Genomic DNA, 17630 nt, shown 5'->3' on the forward strand with positions numbered 1-17630 from the left:
CCGTCTTACACGATCAGCTGTACGTTCGGTCATGCTAAGGCCCGGGGTTCAGCGTGGGGATCGCCGCCTACGATGATCCCCGAGTCATCGATCAGCCGATCACCCGCGTCCCCCGACGTAGACCATGGTCCGGGGCGGACGCCGTTCCCGGGGAGGAACCTTGACCGACCACCGCACCACGCAGGGCGTGCCCGTGCCCCCCGCCGTCTCCGCCGCGTCCACCGTGCCCGGCGCCTTCGGCACCCGCGACCCGCACGCCTTCATCGCCGGTCTGCCCAAGGCCGAGCTGCATGTGCACCACGTCGGCTCCGCCTCCCCCCGTATCGTCGCGGAACTCGCCGCCCGTCACCCCGACTCCCAGGTGCCCACGGACCCCGAGGCGCTCGCGGACTACTTCACGTTCACGGACTTCGCCCACTTCATCCAGGTGTATCTGTCCGTCGTGGACCTGATCCGCACCCCGGAGGACGTCCGGCTGCTGACGTTCGAGGTGGCGCGGGACCTGGCCCGGCAGCAGGTGCGGTACGCCGAGCTGACCGTCACGCCGTACTCCTCCACCCGCCGCGGGATCGACGAGCGGGCCTTCATGGACGCGATCGAGGACGCGCGGAAGGCGGCGGAGGCCGAGTTCGGGACCGTACTGCGCTGGTGCTTCGACATCCCCGGCGAGGCGGGGCTCCAGGCGGCCGAGGAGACCGTCCGGCTCGCCACCGACGACCGGCTGCGGCCGGAAGGGCTGGTGTCGTTCGGGCTCGGCGGGCCCGAGGTCGGCGTACCGAGGCCGCAGTTCAAGCCGTACTTCGACCGGGCGATCGCGGCCGGGCTGCGCTCCGTGCCGCACGCCGGGGAGACCACCGGGCCCGAGACGATCTGGGACGCGCTGACCGAGCTGCGCGCGGAGCGCATCGGCCACGGGACGAGCGCGGCCGGCGACCCGAAGCTGCTGGCGCACCTCGCCGAGCACCGGATCGCGCTGGAGGTCTGCCCGACCTCGAACATAGCCACGCGCGCGGTCCGCACCCTCGACGAGCACCCGATCAAGGAGTTCGTGCGGGCCGGGGTGCTGGTCACCGTCAACTCGGACGACCCGCCGATGTTCGGCACCGACCTCAACACCGAGTACGCGGTCGCCGCCCGTCTCCTCGAACTCGACGAGCAGGGACTTGCCGCGCTCGCGAGGAACGCCGTGGAGGCGTCCTTCCTCGACGAGCCCGGCAAGGCCCGGCTGTCCGACGAGATCGACACGTACACCTCGGCCTGGCTGACCCCCTGACCCGATCGGCACCGGAAAACCACCATCATGCGCACCGTGACCGCCGTCGCCCATCGCGGCGCCCCCTACCGCCACCGTGAGAACACGCTCGACTCCCTGCGGGCCGGGCTCGAACTGGGCGCGGACGCCGTCGAGTTCGATGTGCGGACGACCCGTGACGGCGTGCCCGTCCTGCTGCACGACTCGACACTGGAGCGGCTCTGGGAGGTGGAACGGCCGCTGGCCGCGCTCTCCGCCGCGGAGCTGCGCGGGCTGACGGCCGACGGGGTGCCGACGCTGGCCGACGCGCTGGTCGCCACCAAGGACAGCCGGGTGATGGTGGACCTGCCGGGCGCGGTGAACCCGCGGGCCGTACGGCAGATCCTCGCCGTCGTACGGGAGTACGACGCCGAGGACCGTGTCTACTACAGCGCCGACCCGCCCACCATGCTGGCCGTCCGCGCCGCCGCGCCCACCGCCGAGATCGCCCTCACCTGGAAGACCCTCGCCCCACCGCGCCCCGCCCTCCTCGACGCGATCCGCCCCCGCTGGCTCAACTACCGCTTCGGCCTCCTCACCCGCCCCCTGGCCGACCGCGTCCACCGCGACGGCTACCTCCTCTCCGCCTGGACCCCCGACACCCGGCGCTCCATGCGCCGGCTGATGGCCCTGGGCGCCGACTCGATCACGACGAACCGCGTCGACACCCTGTGCGCCCTGAGGCGCCACCCCTAGCCAGAGGGTCGGGCAGCGTGCAGCTCTCCGCTCTCTACACCTCCGACAGCTGCGCCACCGTCGCGGTGTCCGCCGGCTTCTGCCGGGTGACGTACTGCGGGACCGGTGTCGAGTCCTTGCCGTTGTCGCGGACGAGGCCGTAGCGGAGGGCGCCGCGGTCGGGGCCGTAGGTGATGTCCTCGGTGACGGCGTCCCAGGTGGAGGGGGCGACGGTGATGCCGTAGTCGGCGCCGCGTTCGTTCTGGGTGAGGGTGACCGTGCCGTCGAGGTAGAAGTACTCGTTCTGCCACATCTGCTGGGCGCCCTCGGGCAGGACGGTGTAGCCGGTTTCGGGGCCGCCCATGCCGGAGGTCTTGCCGTCGGCGGAGGTCGGGTCGTCCATGCGGCGGCCGCCGCCCGAGGCGACGTGGAAGAGCTTGCCCTTCAGGCCCGTCCAGGCCGGCATGACCAGGCCGCCCGGCCGGTACTGGGGCGAGATCTGCCAGCGGACCAGGACGTATCCCTCGCCCGTGAAGGTCACGTTGTCGCCGCGGTGGTTCATCACGGTCCGCGCGCCGCCGCTGCTGGTGACGCCGGACTCGGGGCGGCGCGGGAGGGCGCCGGGCGGGGTGCCCCGGTCCGGTGCCTCGTCCACCGCGTCGACGACGCTGCCGTACAGGCCCTTCGGGTCCTTCTCCTTCGTCGGCGACGGGGAGGGGGACGGGGAGACGGAAGGGGGCGCGGAGGGGGTGCGCGACGGGTCGCGGGGCGCAGCAGGCGCGGGCTCGCGGGCCGTGCTCAGCGCGGTGGGCGCGGCCTGCGCGGGCCGGTCCGCCGGGGGCTGGGTGACGACGTACGCGCCCCCGGCGACGATGGTCGCCCCCGCCGTCACCGCGACGGCGGGCTTGGTGAGGACACCGAGCATCTTGGCGGACCAGCCCACCGAGGCGGTCGCGGCCGTCGCGGCGGCGGCGGTCTTGCCGCCGAACGCCAGGGACAGCGTGAAGCCCACGGGGACGGGGACCAGGGCGAGGCCGACGAGGAGGCGTTCGGCGGGGACGACGACCTCGCCGGGGCGGCCGTGGCCGTCACAGCGCGCACAGCCCCGGATGTGCCGGGCGATGCGCTTGCGCCACACCGAGTCGGGCCGTCCGCTCCAGCGGGCGGTGACCCGGCCCAGGTCGGAGCAGGAGGAGTCGAGGGCGCGGACGATGCCGCGCGCGGTCTCCAGACGGGCCTTCATCCGCTGCACCCGTACGGCGGCGTGCTGCCGGCTGATGCCCACGGCGGCGGCGAGTTCCCGCCGGGTGAGTTCACCCGCGACCTCCAGCCACCACAGCGACAGCAGTTGGCGGTCCTCGTCGTCGAGCCAGCGGACCGCTTCCGCGACCTCCTTGCGCTGGCCCTCCAACTGCAGCCGCAGCACGGTCAGTTCGGCGAAGTCGGCGGCGCCGTGCGCGTCGGCGTCGTCGAGCTGGTCGGCGGTGCGACGGCGTGCCCGGTCCCGGATCTGCCGCATGGCGATCGCGACCAGCCAGGAGCGGAAGCTGTCCGGATCACGCAGCGTGTCGAGGTTGTCGACGGCGCGCAGCATGGTCTCCTGCACGACGTCGTCGACATCGGCGTGGCCGTTGAGGGCCCGGCCGACGATGTTGTAGACGAGCGGCAGCCAGCCCTCGACCAGCTCGTCGAGGGCGCGCCGGTCCCCCGCCTGCGCGGCCGCGATGGTGGAGCGCCACTGCCGCCCGTCCACGTACGTTCCCTCCGGTCCCGCCGGCCTCACCCTGTTCACTCGGCCGTGTTCCGTACCTTCTCAGCCATCTCCACGACGTGGGGAACCTCCGAGGCGGAGATCACACCGTTCACACTGCTCACACCGCTCACACTGCCCATACGGCTCGCTCCTGTACGTGGGGAAACAGGGGGTGCCTACGGAGACGGGGTGGAGGCGGCCGGGATAACAGTTTTCTGCTCCCACCCGCCGGTGAGCGCCTCCAGCCGCTTGATCCGCTGCCGCACGACGTACAGCGGGATCACCCCGAAGACCCCGAACGACATGTCGATCACGGTCCACCAGAAGGGGATGCCCCGGATCGGCCCGCAGATGAGTGCCAGCGGGATGATGCCGACGCAGGCGATCATGCCGAACTCGATGATCCAGATGTTGCGGACCGGGTCGCGGTAGGGGCCGCAGAAGGCCACGGCGATCACCAGGTGCGCGAAGGCCAGCCAGTCCGTGCCGTAGAGGAGGAAGGGGTACTCGGCGTCGGCCTCGTCGAGTCCCGCGCGTACGCGTTCGATCCACTCCATGAGCGCCGGAAGGTGCTCCCCGACGGAGAGCGCCCGCAGCAACTCCTCGGTCCAGCGCAACTCGTGGACCAGCGGGAACGCCGTGGCGCCGCTCAGTACCAGACAGACGACGAAGAAGATCAGCCACGCACGGATGCCCTTCAACAGGGCGGCTCTGTCGCTCATGCGGTGAGCGTACGCCCCACCTTGAACGCGTTCAAAAGTGGGGGCCCGGCCTGCGCACGGGCAGCTGCCGGACCCCCACGAGCGAGCGGAACGGGCCGTCAGCCGCCGGGAATCGAGCGGATCGCGGCGAGGTCGAACTGCAGGCGCACCTTCTCGCTCACCATGGCACCGCCCTCCGCGAGCCTCTGGTTGTAGGTGAGTCCCCATTCGGAACGGTTGATGGTGGTCGTCCCGTCGAAGCCGACCCGTTCGTATCCGAAGGGGTCCATGACGTGCCCTATATAGGTGAGTTCCAGATCGACGGGCCGGGTGATGCCCTTGATGGTGAGTTCACCGGCCATGCGGTAGACGTCGTCGCCCACGAGACGCACCGCCGTACTGACGAAGCGCATTCGCGGATAGGTCGCGGCGTCCAGGAAGTCACGGCCCATCAGATGGGCGTCGCGCTGTTCCACTCCGGTATCGACAGAAGCCGTGGAGAGAACTATTTCGGCCCGTGAACGAGCGGGATCACGACCGTCGAAGTAGAGCCGGCTCTGATACTCGGTGAACGCTCCGCGCACCGTCGTGACCAGGGCATGGCGGACGGAGAAACCGATACGGCTGTGCGCCGCGTCGATCATCCATTCGCCGGTCAGGATCGCCAGGGCGGGGTCGGCCGGGCCGTGGGACGCGAAAGCCGGTGACTCGTGGGGGAGTTGTGAGGCTGTGGGGGCTGCCGGGCGGCGCAGCGACGCAGCACGGGTGAACAGGTTCATGATTCACGTAACTACGGCACGGCGGGAAGTGCCGCAACCCTTCCCCCCTCGATCCGTGCGGTCCGAATCGACCCCGAAAGGCGGATAAAGCGCCACCGCGCGGCAGACAATTGCACGATCTCCACAGCGTCGCCACGAATTTCCCGCCGCAATTCACCTCGGGAGGACCGGAATACACCCCCGGATTCACGGCCTGCCCTTCAGCGCCCCCGGGATGCGGTCCAGCACCGGGAACGGCACGAGCCCGTAGTGGTAGAAGTCCACGGCGTCGGCCCCGCCGGCCGGGCCCGGTGGCCGCCGCGGTCTTCGCCGCCGGCGCCTCGGCGGAGTCCGTGTCCGGAACTCCCGGGCGCAGCACGGCCCGCAGGGAGCAGCCGTCCCGCAACGCGGCCCGGTACGCGGCGACGTCGGCCGCGATCCGCTCCGGGTCCCGGGCGTACGCGAGCACGGCGTAGCCGGGGACGACTGCGCCGACGGCCGCCGCGTCGACCCCGATCCGCCAGGCCTCGTCGACGGCGAGCACGCCCGCCGGCCGTCCGTCCGCGTACCCCTTCACCGCACCGGTCCCGGTCGCCGAAGCAGTTCTGCTGGGTGACGTCCGGGTGCGCGAGGCCCAGCGTGGTGACATCGACACCTTCGACCCGCAGGTCCTCGACGAAGACATAGGTGGAGGCGGCGGAGTTCGGTGAGAGGGTCAGACGTTCCATGGGGCTCTTGTCTAATCAAAGGTTGCGACCAACGCGCCCCTTCAGAGGCGCGGGGAACTGCGCGACCAGCCACGACGGCGGATCAGCCAACCGACGCCCCTTCCAGCCGACCCATCAGCGACAGCCGTCCCGCACCCGCGCCGGAGTCATCCGCGTAGTGAGCCCGGAGACACTCACCGCACCCACGGCCGCGTCCGTGTGGTCGAACACGGGCGCGGCCACACCGCACCTCGGGCTCGTTCTCCTGGTCGTCGATGGCGTAGCCCTGCCGCCGCACCCGGTCCAGCTCGATCCGCAGCCGATGCGGATCGGTGGTCGTGTGCGGGGTGACCGGCGGCATCCCGGCGGCGACCACGACCCGGAACTCCTCCTCGCCCAGCCAGGCGAGGACGGCCTTGCCCACGGCGGTGCGGTAGGCGGGGACCCGGCTGCCGACCCGGGAGGACATCCGGACGTCGGTCTCGTTCTCGACTTTGTCGATGTAGACGATGTCCGGCGCCTCGTACACCACCAGATGGCAGGTCTCCCCCACCGCGTGCTGGAGCAGCCGCAGCGGCTCGGTGGCCACGGTCCGCAGGTCGAGCGAGGACAGATAGGCCTGGCCGAGCCGCAGGGTGCCGTGCCCGAGCCGGAACCACCCCGTCTCCCGGTCGCGGACCAGCAGATCGGCCTCCAGCAGCGGCGCGGCGAGCCGCAGCACCGTGCTCTTGTTGATGCCGAGTTCCTCGGCGAGCCGGGTCAGCGAGACTCATGTCGTACTCCTCGGCAGCAGTCCACGGGCGACGGTGTCGCGGGCGCCCTCCAGATGCCGCGCGGCCCGGGCGAGCGAGATCTCGTGATGGCCGGGGAACAGCGCGTCGACGTCGAGCGCGGCCAGCAGGGTCAGGCTCGCCGCGTACTCGGGGACACGGCAGTCATGCAGGTTCTGCAGGGAGACGCGGCCCCCGGTGAAGACGCAGTCCCCGGAGAAGAGCGCCCGGTGATCCGGGGTGCGCAGGTGGTAGCAGAGGTGGCCGTCGGCGTGGCCAGGGGTCGCGACGGCCCGCAGGACCACACCGCCGCCGAGGTCGATCTCCTCGCCGTCGGCCATGGGTTCGACCTGGGGGCAGGGGGCGAGGGTGTAGTCGTCCGGGTAGTACCCGGCGGCCTTTCCCCGGTCCAGGCTGACGCCCGCCTCGTCGCCCGCCGCGATCCAGGCCACGGCCTCGGCGCCGGCCCGCACCCGCAGACCGGGCAGCCGCTCGGCGAGCGCGGCCGCTCCGCCCGCGTGATCGGCGTGACCGTGGGTGAGGAGGAGATGGCCGGGGTCGGCGCCGGCGGCGCGAACGGCTCGCACGATGGCGTCGGCGGACCGGCCGGCGCCCGCGTCCACGAGCGCGCTGTGCCGTGCGCCCCGCACCAGATAGACATGGCAGTCCAGCGGGTCGGTGAGATCGAATCCGTACGCACCACTGGCGACGAGCGTGACATGGCTGGTCAGCCGCATGACGACCCTCCTGCTTTCGTTGCTGAAGAGGACGAGGACAGGGACGATGACGGAGGCCGGGGCCGAGGCCGCCGAGGCCGCCGAGGCCGCTGAGGCCGCTGAGGCCGAGACGACCCTTCGACCGCGCGCCACCCTTCCCCCGCCCTCCCCAACGCCGCCACCGGGCACAAGGTGACCCTTCACCCGCGCGGCCAGCTCCACCTCCGCGAGCGCCACCGACTCCGCCGCCGCGTGGGCGTCCGCGACCGAGCCCGGGCCGAAGACCACGGACGGGAAGCCGGCGCGGGCGAGTTTGCTGGCGTCCGTCCCGAACGGCATGCCCCGGGCCTCGGCAGGCCGGTCGTGGTCGGCGAGGGCACCGCACAGGGCGGTGACGATCTCGGCGTCCGGCCGGGTGTCGAGCGCCGGGTCGACGGTGAACGGCGGGTCGACCTCCGCCCCCAGCGCGGCGAGTTCGGCACGGTCGTCGCGCCAGACGATGTCCGGGTCCTCGCCGGGCAGCGTCCGGCGGTCGACGTCCGCCTCACAACTGCCGGCGATGATGTTGGGGCCGATGCCGCCCCGGATCCGGGTGACCGAGCGGGTGGCGGGCCCGAGCAGCGGATGCGGCGGGACACCCGGCGGGTGCTCCGCGAGGTGGGCGAGCACCGGCCCCATCAGCGTGATCGCGTTGACGGCCTCCTCGGGCCGCGAACTGTGCCCGGCCCGCCCGGTGGTGCGCACGGTGTACCGCACCACCCCCTTGTGCGCGACCGCCGGCACGAGCGCCGTGGGCTCCCCGACGACGGCGCCCACCACCGCACGCCCCCGGAGCGCGTCCACCAGCCCCAACACCCCCGGTAGGCGTGCTCCTCGTCGCACACGCCCGCCAGGACGACCGTGCACGGCGGCGGTTCCCCGGCCGCGAGCGCGGCGACGGCCAGCAGAAACGCGGCCAGCGGCCCCTTCGCGTCACAGGCACCGCGCCCGTACAACCGCCCGTCCCGAACCTCACCGTCGTACGGCCCGACGGTCATCCCGTCCGCCTCGACGGTGTCGAGGTGCGACTCCAGCAGGACCGCCTCCTCGGACCGCCCCGGTACGACGGCGACGACATTGCACCGCCCCGGCAGCACCTCGTGCAGCTCGGCCGGCACCCCCCCGCTCCGCCAGCCAGTCCCGCACGTACGCGGCGACCGCCGTCTCGCCCCGTCGCCCTCCCCGCCCTCCCCGTCACGGGGGTTGACGCTCGGGATACGGACGAGATCCCGCAGAAGGCGCTCCACGCGGTTCTCCCCGGCCGTCATGCCCGCCGCTCCCTCACGTAGACCAGCAGCAGCCCGATGATCAGCACGCCGAGCACGACCTGCCGTACGCCCTCCGACAGGTTCCAGGAGGTCAGCAGCGCGGTGAGGAGGGTCAGCAGGAGCGCGCCACCGACCGTGCCGAGCAGATGCCCCCGGCCGCGGAGGATGGAGGTGCCCCGCCGAGGACGACGGAGGCGATGGACAGCAGCTGGTACGGGTTTCCCATGGTCAGCGAGCTGGTGCCGGTGAAGCCGAGCAGCACCAGGCCAGCGACCCCGGCGAGGAGGGCGCAGGAGACGTACGCGACGAAGGCCGTGGACACGACCGGTACGCCGGAGGCGCGGGCCGCGTCCTCGCCGGCGCCGAGGGCGAACGCGTACCGGCCGGTGCGGGAGAGGTGGAGCAGCCAGAAGGCGACGGCCGTGACGACGAGCCACAGAACGAAGGGCCAGGGGACGCCCAGGAGGCGGCCGTTGGCGAGGGTGTCCAGCAGCGGGACCTGTGCGGAGCTGGGCGATCCGTCGGTGTAGACGAGCAGGGCGTCGGCCAGGATCGTGCCGGTGGCCAGGGTCATCACCATCGGCGGCACCCGCAGCCACACCACTCCGGCCGCGTTCACGGCGCCCACGAGCGCGCTCAGCAGCAGCGCCACCAGGACGGCCGTCGTACCGCCGCTACCGCGCCGGAGGCGACCTTGGCGCACACGACGGCCGACAGGGCCACCACACCGGAGACGGACAGGTCGATGCCGCTCATCATGACGACGAGGGTCTGACCGACCGCGACGATGCCGAGGAACGACGCGGTCTGCACCAGATAGCGGAAGTTGGAGACGCTGTCGAAGCCGTCCGCGAAGAGGATCGCGGCGATCCAGGTGACGGCCAGGACGCCGAACGCCCAGCTCGCTCGGGAAGTGGGAGGTTGGTGAGCAGCCCGATGACGAGGGCGCCGAGGACCGTGCCGCGCATCCGGCCGACCCCGCCGAAGAAGCTGATGCCGCCGAGCACACACGCGGCGATCGAGTTGCGCGTGTACGGCGCCCCGATGGTGGGGTCCGCCGACCCGGTCTGCACGGCGAGCCCGATCCCGGCGAGCCCGGTGAACGCGCCCGCCAGCGCGTACCCGGCGATTTTCACGCCCCGGGTGTGCAACCCGCTCGCGTAGGCTCCGTGTTCGTTGCCGCCGACGGCGTACAGGGCGAGCCCGTGCCGGGTGGTGCGCAGCAGCTTCCACAGGCCGAGGACGACGGCGACGGTGACGGTGACGGTGGGGAGGGCGATGCCGTACCAGCCGTTGTTGTACGCGTCCACCAGCTCGGCGGGCACCTGTCCCCCGGGCTGCGGCAGGACCACCAGGGTGACCCCGCCCCACAGGAACGACGCGGCGAGGGTCACCACGATGGGCGGGAGCCCGGCGTACGCCACGAGCGCGCCGTTGACCGCGCCCGCCGCGACCGCCACGCACAGGGCGAGCCCGGCCGCCGCGAGCACACCGCCCGCGCCCTGGGCGTCGTACGTCGCGAACACGGCCATGGCGAGCGCGAGCACCGCCCCGAGCGAGAGGTCGATGCCGCCGAGCAGCATCACCGTCGTCTGCCCCGCCGCCGCCAGGATCAGCGGCAGGAACTGGGCGGACAGGATGGTGATCGAGGCGGGGGTGAGCAGGCTGGAGTCGTAGTGCTGGTAGGCGACCACCACCAGCAGCAGCGCCGCGAGGGCGAGCAGATCGGTGTTGCCGCGACACCTTCTCCACGCTCAACAGCGGCACGGTGGTCACCCGCTCACTTGCCGATGAGCTTGTCGATGTCGGCCTGCGGCAGGTCGTTGATCGGGTAGGAGTCGTCGGCCTGGTCGGGCTTGGCGTAGTCGCCGAGGTTGTCGTCGGTGATCTCGGGCAGCGGCACGTCGGTGTCCTGGGGGACGTCCACGCCCTCCCGCTCGGCCACGGCCGCCTCCAGGGCGGTCACGGAGAGGTAGTTGGGCTGGGCCGTGGCCAGGGAGGAGAACCCTTCCTTCTGCTTGCTCTGCCAGAGCTTCAGGAAGCCGTTGGGGTTCTCGCCGGTGATCGGGACGAGCTTCTTGTCCTGCTTGGCCAGGGTCTGCAGCGCGGCGGCCGAGAGCGCGCCGTCCTGCGAGAAGACACCGTCGATGTCCGGGTGCGCGGAGTAGGCGGAGGCGAAGGCCTGGGCGGCCGGGGCGAGGTTGTACTCGCTGTGGACGTTGCTGACGATCTTGATGTCCGGGTACTTCTTGAAGACCGCCTCGGCCCCCGACCAGCGGTCCTCGCTCACCGCGACCGGCCGGTCCGTTCATGGCGATGATGCTGCCCTTGCCGTCCAGCTTCTTCGCCAGCCACTCGGCCATCATCGAGCCCCAGGCCTTCTGGTCCGTCCCGACCCGGATGACCTTCGTACTGGTCGGCAGCGAGTCGAAGGCGACGACGGTGATTCCGGCGGCGACGGCCTGCTCCAGCGCCGGGTTGAGCGCGGTGGAGGAACCCGCGTCGACGAGGATCACGTCGCACTTCTGCTGGATCATCGCTCTGATCTGCGCGATCTGCGCGATCTGCGCGATCTGCTGCGAGGCGTCGCCGTTGGCGTTGAACGTCTTGAACGACGACACTTTGCCCGCCGACTTCAGCTTGTCGACGTCCGCCTGAAGCATTTTCAGCGTCTGCTGCATCCACGACGGCGTCAGATAGATCGTCGACCAGCCGACCTTGAGGCCTCGGCCTGCGGCGCGGACGAGGCGCTCGTGTCGGCTTTGTCGGCGCCGGCGCTCGTGCTGCCGGACTCGACGTTGCAGGCGGTGACCCCGGCCAGTGCGCAGAGAGAGGCGGCCACGGCCAGCGCACCACGTACGGAACGTGCGCTCATCGAAGTTCCTCAAATCCCTCGAAAGGTGCCCGGACCGCCGAAACAGCCCGGGCGACAGGTGAGTTGGGGAAGGGACGGCCGTGGGGGGACGGTTCGCCCGGTGAGGACCGGTCTGTTGAGACGGGAAGGTAGGAGGTGCGCGAGTCCGCGCACCACGTCCGCAACACAAAATTTCGCATTGCACAACGCACCCGCTCCGGGGCCTGCCGGACACTGTCACCGGTCGCCACGGTCTGATCCGGAGCGCAGGAGACGAACACAGGGGGAATCCACCATGCCGCCCTACCGGCTCGACAACCGACTGGTCGTCGGCATCGCGTCGAGCGCCCTTTTCGACCTCGAGGAATCCGACGGTGTGTTCCGGGAGAAAGGCGAGGAGGGTTATCGCGTCTACCAGCGGGCGAACCTCGACAACACCCTGGAACCCGGTGTCGCCTTCTCCTTCATTCGCCGGCTTCTGTCACTGAACGACCTGAATCCGGAAGACGATCCGCTGGTCGAAGTGATCATCCTTTCCCGCAACGATCCCGACACGGGACTGCGGGTCATGCGGTCCATAAAGACGCACGGCCTGCCCATAACCCGCGCTGTCTTCATGCAGGGCCGGGCCCCGTACAAGTTCATGCGCGCCCTGCACATGTCCCTGTTCCTGTCCGCGGACGAGAACGACGTCCGGGAGGCCGTGGCCGCAGGTCTGCCCGCCGGCCGGGTCCTCGGTTCCGCCGTCGCCGACGATCCCGGGGACAGGGAACTGCGGATCGCCTTCGACTTCGACGGCGTTCTCGCCGGCGACGAATCGGAGCGTGTGTTCCAGCGGAACGGGCTCGCCGAATTCCGTGCCCACGAGGCCATGAACGTGGCGACTCCGCACGACGCGGGTCCGCTCCGGGATTTCCTGCGCGAGATCAACACACTGCAGCGACGGGAGGAGGAACACCGCCGGGAGAACGAGGACTACACGATCCGCGTCCACGTCTCCATCGTGACGGCACGCAACGCGCCGACACACGAACGCGCGATGACGAGTCTGAACAACTGGGGTGTGACCGTCAACGACGCCTTTTTCCTGGGCGGCATCGACAAGAGTTCGATCATGGATGTACTACGGCCGCACATCTTCTTCGACGACCAGGAAGCCCATCTGAAGGGAACCTCCCGGACGACCCCGAGCGTCCACATCCCCTTCGGGGTCGTCAACCAGGGCGAGAGCGCGAGGCCATCGCCCGAGTAGACACGGGGCGGCGGACGGTCGGGGGGCCGCACCCGGCCGTCCGCCGCCCCCGACCGTCCGCCGCGCCCGCGAACCCTCAATCCAGCGACGTCATCACGTGCTTGATCCGCGTGTAGTCGTCGAACCCGTAACCCGAGAGGTCCTTGCCGTACCCGGACTTCTTGAAGCCCCCGTGCGGCATCTCCGCGACCAGCGGAATGTGCGTGTTGATCCACACACACCCGAAGTCCAGCGCCTTCGACATCCGCATCGCCCGCGCGTGGTCCTTCGTCCACACCGACGACGCGAGCGCGTACTCGACCCCGTTCGCCCAGCCGACGGCCTGCGCCTCGTCCGCGAACGACTGGACCGTGATGACCGGCCCGAAGACCTCGTTCTGGATGATCTCGTCGTCCTGCTTCAGCCCGGAGACGACGGTCGGCGCGTAGAAGTACCCCTTCTCGCCGACCTGGTGCCCCCCGGCCTCGACCTTCGCGTGGGCCGGCAGCCGCTCGATGAACCCGGCGACCTGCTTGAGCTGGTTGGGGTTGTTGAGCGGACCGAAGAGCACGTCCTCGTCGTCCGGCTGCCCGGTCTTCGTCTCGGCCGCCGCCTTCGCGAGCGCGGCCACGAACTCGTCGTGGATGCCCTCCTGGACGAGGACACGGGTCGCGGCCGTACAGTCCTGCCCGGCGTTGAAGAAGCCCGCCACCGAGATGTCCTCGACGGCCTTGGCGATGTCGGTGTCGGCGAACACGACGACCGGCGCCTTGCCGCCCAGCTCCAGGTGGACCCGCTTGACGTCCTTGGCCGCGGACTCGGCGACGGACATGCCGGCGCGCACCGAGCCGGTGATGGACGCCATCGCCGGGGTCGGGTGCTCGACCATCAGGCGCCCGGTGTCACGGTCGCCCGTGATCACGTTGAAGACGCCCTTCGGCACGATCGCCCCGATGATCTCGGCGATGAGGACGGTCGACGCGGGCGTGGTGTCCGACGGCTTCAGCACGACCGTGTTGCCGGCGGCGATCGCGGGCGCGAACTTCCACACGGCCATCATCATCGGGTAGTTCCACGGCGCGACCTGGGCGCAGACGCCGACCGGCTCACGGCGGACGATCGAGGTCAGCCCCTCCATGTACTCGCCGGCGCTGCGCCCCTCCAGCATCCGTGCGGCGCCCGCGAAGAAGCGGATCTGGTCCACCATCGGCGGGATCTCCTCGGAGCGGGTCAGCCCGATCGGCTTGCCCGTGTTCTCCACCTCCGCCGCGATCAGCTCCTCGGCCCGCTCCTCGAACGCGTCGGCGATCTTCAGCAGGGCCTTCTGGCGCTCGGCCGGGGTGGTGTCGCGCCAGGCCGGGAACGCGGCCGCGGCCGCGGCCATGGCCGCGTCGACATCGGCCTGGCCGGACAGGGGCGCGGTCGCGTAGGCCTCGCCCGTCGCGGGGTTGACCACCTCGGTGGTCCGTCCGTCGACGGCGTCACGGAATTCCCCGTCGATGTAGTTGCGCAGACGACGCAGCTCGGTGCTCACTGCCGGCCCTCCAGATGGGTCCAGGTTGGGGTGTCCATTCCTTGAGACACCACCCTAATCCGCCGCCCCACGTTTTCAACACCCCTGACACCCCACCGACTGCGAAATCCGCAAGCTACGGGCCCGTAAACAACGAATTTCATCGATCCAGCCTTGCGGAACTGTCGAGACGTCGTGCACAGTGAGCCCGTGGCCAGTCGAAGCGCAGAGCAGAAGGACTCCCGGGACCCCAGGGAACCCAGGAGGGAGTCCAGGGAGCCCAGGAACGGCACTCCGCAGTTGGACGCCGTCTCTCTCGCCATCGTCGAGCAGCTTCAGGAGGACGGCCGCCGGCCGTACGCCGCGATCGGCAAGGCCGTCGGCCTCTCCGAGGCGGCCGTGCGCCAGCGCGTCCAGAAACTGCTCGACCAGGGCGTGATGCAGATCGTCGCCGTCACCGACCCGCTCACCGTGGGCTTCAGGCGGCAGGCGATGCTCGGCATCAACGTCGACGGCGATCTGGATCCGGTGGCGGACGCGCTGACGGCCATGGCGGAGGTCGAGTACATCGTGATCACCGCCGGCTCCTTCGACCTGATGGCGGAGGTCGTCTGCGAGGACGACGACCACCTTCTGGAGGTCATCAACAAGCGCATCCGGACCCTGCCCGGCGTGCGGTCGACGGAGAGCTTCGTCTACCTCAAGCTCAAGAAGCAGACCTACATGTGGGGAACCCGATAACCGTGAGGACGCGATAACCGTGAGCCCCAAGGACCTCAGCCAGACCGCGTACGACCACCTGTGGATGCACTTCACCCGCATGTCCTCGTACGAGAACTCCCCCGTCCCCACCATCGTCCGGGGCGAGGGCACGTACATCTACGACGACAAGGGCAAGCGGTACCTCGACGGTCTCGCCGGTCTCTTCGTGGTCCAGGCCGGCCACGGCCGCGTCGAGCTGGCGGAGACCGCGTTCAAGCAGGCGCAGGAGCTGGCCTTCTTCCCCGTGTGGTCGTACGCCCACCCGAAGGCCGTCGAGCTGGCGGAACGTATCGCCTCCCATGCGCCCGGCGACCTGAACAAGGTCTTCTTCACCACCGGTGGCGGCGAGGCGGTCGAGACCGCCTGGAAGCTCGCCAAGCAGTACTTCAAGCTCCAGGGCAAGCCGACCAAGTACAAGGTCATCTCCCGCGCGGTCGCCTACCACGGCACCCCGCAGGGCGCCCTGTCGATCACCGGACTGCCGGCTCTGAAGGCCCCCTTCGAGCCGCTCGTCCCGGGCGCGCACAAGGTCCCCAACACCAACATCTACCGCGCCCCGATCCACGGCGACGACCCGGAGGCCTTCGGCCGCTGGGCCGCCGACCAGATCGAGCAGCAGATCCTCTTCGAGGGCCCGGAGACGGTCGCGGCGGTCTTCCTGGAGCCGGTGCAGAACGCGGGCGGCTGCTTCCCTCCCCCGCCCGGCTACTTCCAGCGGGTGCGCGAGATCTGCGACCAGTACGACGTGCTGCTGGTGTCGGACGAGGTCATCTGCGCCTTCGGCCGGCTCGGCACGATGTTCGCCTGCGACAAGTTCGGCTACGTCCCGGACATGATCACCTGCGCCAAGGGCATGACCTCGGGCTACTCCCCGATAGGCGCCTGTGTGGTCTCGGACCGTGTCGCCGAGCCCTTCTACAAGGGCGACAACACCTTCCTGCACGGCTACACCTTCGGCGGCCACCCGGTCTCCGCGGCGGTCGGCCTCGCCAACCTCGACCTGTTCGAGCGCGAGAAGCTCAACCAGCACGTCCTCGACAACGAGACGGCGTTCCGCTCCACGCTGGAGAAGCTCCACGACCTGCCGATCGTCGGCGACGTCCGCGGCAACGGCTTCTTCTACGGAATCGAGCTGGTCAAGGACAAGGCGACGAAGGAGAGCTTCGACGACGACGAGACCGAGCGGATCCTCTACGGCTTCCTGTCGAAGAAGCTGTTCGAGAACGGCCTCTACTGCCGTGCCGACGACCGCGGCGACCCGGTCGTCCAGCTCGCGCCGCCGCTGATCTCCGACCAGTCGACCTTCGACGAGATCGAGCAGATCCTGCGCGCGACGCTGTCGGAGGCGTGGACCCTGCTGTAACCCGCGCCCCGCGCGTGATCCGGTGCTCGAAACCGCCCGGGAGGCCCCCATCCGAGTGAGATGGGGGCCTCCCGGGCCGTGTGCTGTCCGGCCCCCACCACCCTGACTCCCTAGCGTGCCCCTGTAACCGATCGGCCCTGCCTTCGTTCCCCCGGACGGGGACTCCCCCGGCAAATCCTGATCCGAACCGAGGTGTACGCCCATGGTGGCCCCGCCGGACAACGACGTGCTCTGGGCACGTGGTCTGACCTACGCGCACGACGGCTCGCCCGCTCTGCAAGGCGTGTCGATGGGGGTCCGGGAGGGCGAGATCCTCGCCGTCACCGGCCCGCGCGGCAGCGGCAAGACCACGCTCCTGCGGTGCCTGTCCGGACAGCTGCGGGTGCGGCAGGGCGAGGTCTGGTTCAACAGCGTCCCCGTGCACACGATGGGTCCGCTCGCCCGGGAGCGGCTGCGCCTCGACCGCTTCGGCTGGATCGACCCCGAGCCGGTCCTCGTCCCCGAGCTGAACGCCTGGGAGAACACGGCCCTGCCGCTGATGCTGCGCGGCACCGGCCGCCGGGCCGCCAAGGCCGCGGCCCTGGAGTGGCTGGAGCGCCTCGACATCCGCGACGCGGCCCGCAAGCGCCCGCACGCCCTGCTCCAGTCCGAGCGCCAGCGCGTGGTGGTGGCGCGCGCCCTGGTGTCCGCCCCCACCGTGCTGTTCGCGGACGAGCCGACCGCCCCCCTCCACCGCGCCGAACACACCCACGTCCTGCGCACCCTCACCACGGCGGCCCGCTCCCACGCCATCACCGTCGTCCTCGCCACCCACGACCCCGAGACCGCCGCTCTGGCCGACCGTACGGTGCCCCTCCTCGACGGCCGCCACGTGAGAACCGTCCACCTCCCCGCGCCGGATCCGGCCCGCGGCGCCGCGGCAGCCCCGGACCGCCGGGCCACGGCGAAACCGAACCACCGCCCAGTCGCCGAGCGGACAGGTCGGCCCCCGGCCGAAGGGGGAGGTGCCCCGTCCGCCGACACGGCTGATGGTCCCGCCCACGGAGCCGAGCACCCGGGCGGCCCCGAGCGGCAGCGCGCAACCGGCACCGAGGGGGCGCGTGAGACCGACGCCGAGGCGCCGCGCACGCCCGGCGCCGACGGCCACGGCCGGCCCGGCGCCACCGGGGACGATCGCACCGGTTCCGGTTCCGGCACCGGCGAGGACGAGCGCACCGACGCCGCCGGTG

At 70.8% G+C, this 17630-nt stretch carries 16 protein-coding genes and 3 pseudogenes; 7 read left to right on the forward strand and 12 right to left on the reverse strand.

The window, feature by feature from the left end; translation table 11 throughout:
• Positions 1 to 160 precede the first annotated feature (160 nt).
• Together ACZ7MG_RS37415 and ACZ7MG_RS37420 are read left to right on the forward strand one after the other, a co-directional pair.
• The gene (locus tag ACZ7MG_RS37415) at positions 161 to 1273 is read left to right on the forward strand and encodes an adenosine deaminase (protein WP_471395418.1); all 1113 of its coding nucleotides are present in this window, start codon (positions 161 to 163) and stop codon (positions 1271 to 1273) included.
• 27 nt (positions 1274 to 1300) lie between these two features.
• Entirely contained in the window at positions 1301 to 1987 is a 687-nt protein-coding gene (locus ACZ7MG_RS37420) for a glycerophosphodiester phosphodiesterase (RefSeq protein WP_471395419.1), read from the forward strand.
• A 34-nt stretch (positions 1988 to 2021) separates the two neighbouring features.
• Here ACZ7MG_RS37420 and ACZ7MG_RS37425 read toward each other — a convergent pair whose 3' ends face one another.
• From ACZ7MG_RS37425 to ACZ7MG_RS37435, 3 genes are all read right to left on the reverse strand, one after another.
• Positions 2022 to 3719: an RNA polymerase sigma factor gene (locus ACZ7MG_RS37425; RefSeq protein WP_471395420.1), complete on the reverse strand. Its 1698-nt coding sequence runs from the start codon at positions 3717 to 3719 to the stop codon at positions 2022 to 2024.
• A 176-nt stretch (positions 3720 to 3895) separates the two neighbouring features.
• Complete coding sequence (locus ACZ7MG_RS37430; protein ID WP_471395421.1) at positions 3896 to 4441, reverse strand: hypothetical protein; 546 nt, start codon at positions 4439 to 4441, stop codon at positions 3896 to 3898.
• Between the two features lie 98 nt (positions 4442 to 4539).
• Positions 4540 to 5199 (reverse strand): YceI family protein, encoded by a 660-nt coding sequence (locus ACZ7MG_RS37435; protein WP_471395422.1) that lies wholly within the window; start codon positions 5197 to 5199, stop codon positions 4540 to 4542.
• A 332-nt stretch (positions 5200 to 5531) separates the two neighbouring features.
• On the opposite strand from ACZ7MG_RS37435, the gene ACZ7MG_RS37440 reads away from it, so the two are divergent.
• Positions 5532 to 5654, forward strand: a complete 123-nt coding sequence (locus ACZ7MG_RS37440) for a hypothetical protein (RefSeq protein WP_471395423.1) — start codon at positions 5532 to 5534, stop codon at positions 5652 to 5654.
• Between the two features lie 334 nt (positions 5655 to 5988).
• On the opposite strand, the gene ACZ7MG_RS37445 is transcribed toward ACZ7MG_RS37440, so the two are convergent.
• The 8 genes and pseudogenes from ACZ7MG_RS37445 to ACZ7MG_RS37480 form a co-directional block, all read right to left on the reverse strand.
• Positions 5989 to 6606, reverse strand: coding sequence for an IclR family transcriptional regulator (locus ACZ7MG_RS37445; RefSeq protein WP_471395424.1), 618 nt, complete (start codon positions 6604 to 6606; stop codon positions 5989 to 5991).
• Positions 6607 to 6654: 48 nt separating this feature from the next.
• On the reverse strand, positions 6655 to 8226 hold the full coding sequence (locus ACZ7MG_RS37450) for a M20/M25/M40 family metallo-hydrolase (protein ID WP_471395425.1): 1572 nt from the start codon (positions 8224 to 8226) through the stop codon (positions 6655 to 6657).
• 14 nt (positions 8227 to 8240) lie between these two features.
• A pseudogene (locus tag ACZ7MG_RS37455) lies at positions 8241 to 8678 on the reverse strand (M20/M25/M40 family metallo-hydrolase); the annotation flags it as partial.
• A gap of 112 nt (positions 8679 to 8790) precedes the next feature.
• On the reverse strand, positions 8791 to 9330 hold the full coding sequence (locus ACZ7MG_RS37460) for an ABC transporter permease (protein WP_471395426.1): 540 nt from the start codon (positions 9328 to 9330) through the stop codon (positions 8791 to 8793).
• Positions 9315 to 9437 carry a hypothetical protein gene (locus ACZ7MG_RS37465; protein WP_471395427.1) on the reverse strand — a complete coding sequence of 41 codons (123 nt, stop codon included), beginning with the start codon at positions 9435 to 9437 and terminating at the stop codon, positions 9315 to 9317. Before ACZ7MG_RS37465 ends, ACZ7MG_RS37460 begins: the two co-directional genes overlap by 16 nt.
• The gene (locus ACZ7MG_RS37470) at positions 9434 to 10375 is read right to left on the reverse strand and encodes an ABC transporter permease (RefSeq protein ID WP_471395428.1); all 942 of its coding nucleotides are present in this window, start codon (positions 10373 to 10375) and stop codon (positions 9434 to 9436) included. The genes ACZ7MG_RS37465 and ACZ7MG_RS37470 overlap by 4 nt, the downstream gene beginning before the upstream one ends.
• 83 nt (positions 10376 to 10458) lie before the next feature.
• Positions 10459 to 10968: a substrate-binding domain-containing protein gene (locus tag ACZ7MG_RS37475; RefSeq protein WP_471395429.1), complete on the reverse strand. Its 510-nt coding sequence runs from the start codon at positions 10966 to 10968 to the stop codon at positions 10459 to 10461.
• 64 nt (positions 10969 to 11032) lie between these two features.
• Positions 11033 to 11359, reverse strand: a pseudogene (locus ACZ7MG_RS37480) (substrate-binding domain-containing protein); the annotation flags it as partial.
• 468 nt (positions 11360 to 11827) lie between these two features.
• On the opposite strand from ACZ7MG_RS37480, the gene ACZ7MG_RS37485 reads away from it, so the two are divergent.
• Positions 11828 to 12784 (forward strand): 5'-nucleotidase, encoded by a 957-nt coding sequence (locus ACZ7MG_RS37485; protein WP_471395430.1) that lies wholly within the window; start codon positions 11828 to 11830, stop codon positions 12782 to 12784.
• 76 nt (positions 12785 to 12860) lie between these two features.
• Here the strand turns inward: ACZ7MG_RS37485 and ACZ7MG_RS37490 are convergent, their stop codons facing one another.
• Entirely contained in the window at positions 12861 to 14297 is a 1437-nt protein-coding gene (locus ACZ7MG_RS37490; protein WP_471395431.1) for a gamma-aminobutyraldehyde dehydrogenase, read from the reverse strand.
• Positions 14298 to 14471: 174 nt separating this feature from the next.
• Between ACZ7MG_RS37490 and ACZ7MG_RS37495 the strand changes: the two genes are divergently transcribed.
• The 3 genes and pseudogenes from ACZ7MG_RS37495 to ACZ7MG_RS37505 form a co-directional block, all read left to right on the forward strand.
• Positions 14472 to 15017, forward strand: coding sequence for an Lrp/AsnC family transcriptional regulator (locus tag ACZ7MG_RS37495; protein WP_471395432.1), 546 nt, complete (start codon positions 14472 to 14474; stop codon positions 15015 to 15017).
• A 19-nt stretch (positions 15018 to 15036) separates the two neighbouring features.
• Positions 15037 to 16401 carry an aspartate aminotransferase family protein gene (locus ACZ7MG_RS37500; RefSeq protein ID WP_471395433.1) on the forward strand — a complete coding sequence of 455 codons (1365 nt, stop codon included), beginning with the start codon at positions 15037 to 15039 and terminating at the stop codon, positions 16399 to 16401.
• A gap of 202 nt (positions 16402 to 16603) precedes the next feature.
• A pseudogene (locus tag ACZ7MG_RS37505) lies at positions 16604 to 17323 on the forward strand (ABC transporter ATP-binding protein); the annotation flags it as partial.
• Positions 17324 to 17630 lie beyond the last annotated feature (307 nt).

The organism is Streptomyces sp. NPDC107538 (assembly GCF_055657445.1).

What these genes read in the sequence shown, in the direction of transcription:
- ACZ7MG_RS37485 (WP_471395430.1), top strand. Translation starts at nt 11,828, where the DNA reads ATGCCGCCCTACCGGCTCGACAACCGACTGGTCGTCGGCATCGCGTCG.
- ACZ7MG_RS37420 (WP_471395419.1), top strand. Translation starts at nt 1,301, where the DNA reads ATGCGCACCGTGACCGCCGTCGCCCATCGCGGCGCCCCCTACCGCCAC.
- ACZ7MG_RS37435 (WP_471395422.1), bottom strand. Translation starts at nt 5,199, where the DNA reads ATGAACCTGTTCACCCGTGCTGCGTCGCTGCGCCGCCCGGCAGCCCCC.
- ACZ7MG_RS37430 (WP_471395421.1), bottom strand. Translation starts at nt 4,441, where the DNA reads ATGAGCGACAGAGCCGCCCTGTTGAAGGGCATCCGTGCGTGGCTGATC.
- ACZ7MG_RS37465 (WP_471395427.1), bottom strand. Translation starts at nt 9,437, where the DNA reads ATGATGAGCGGCATCGACCTGTCCGTCTCCGGTGTGGTGGCCCTGTCG.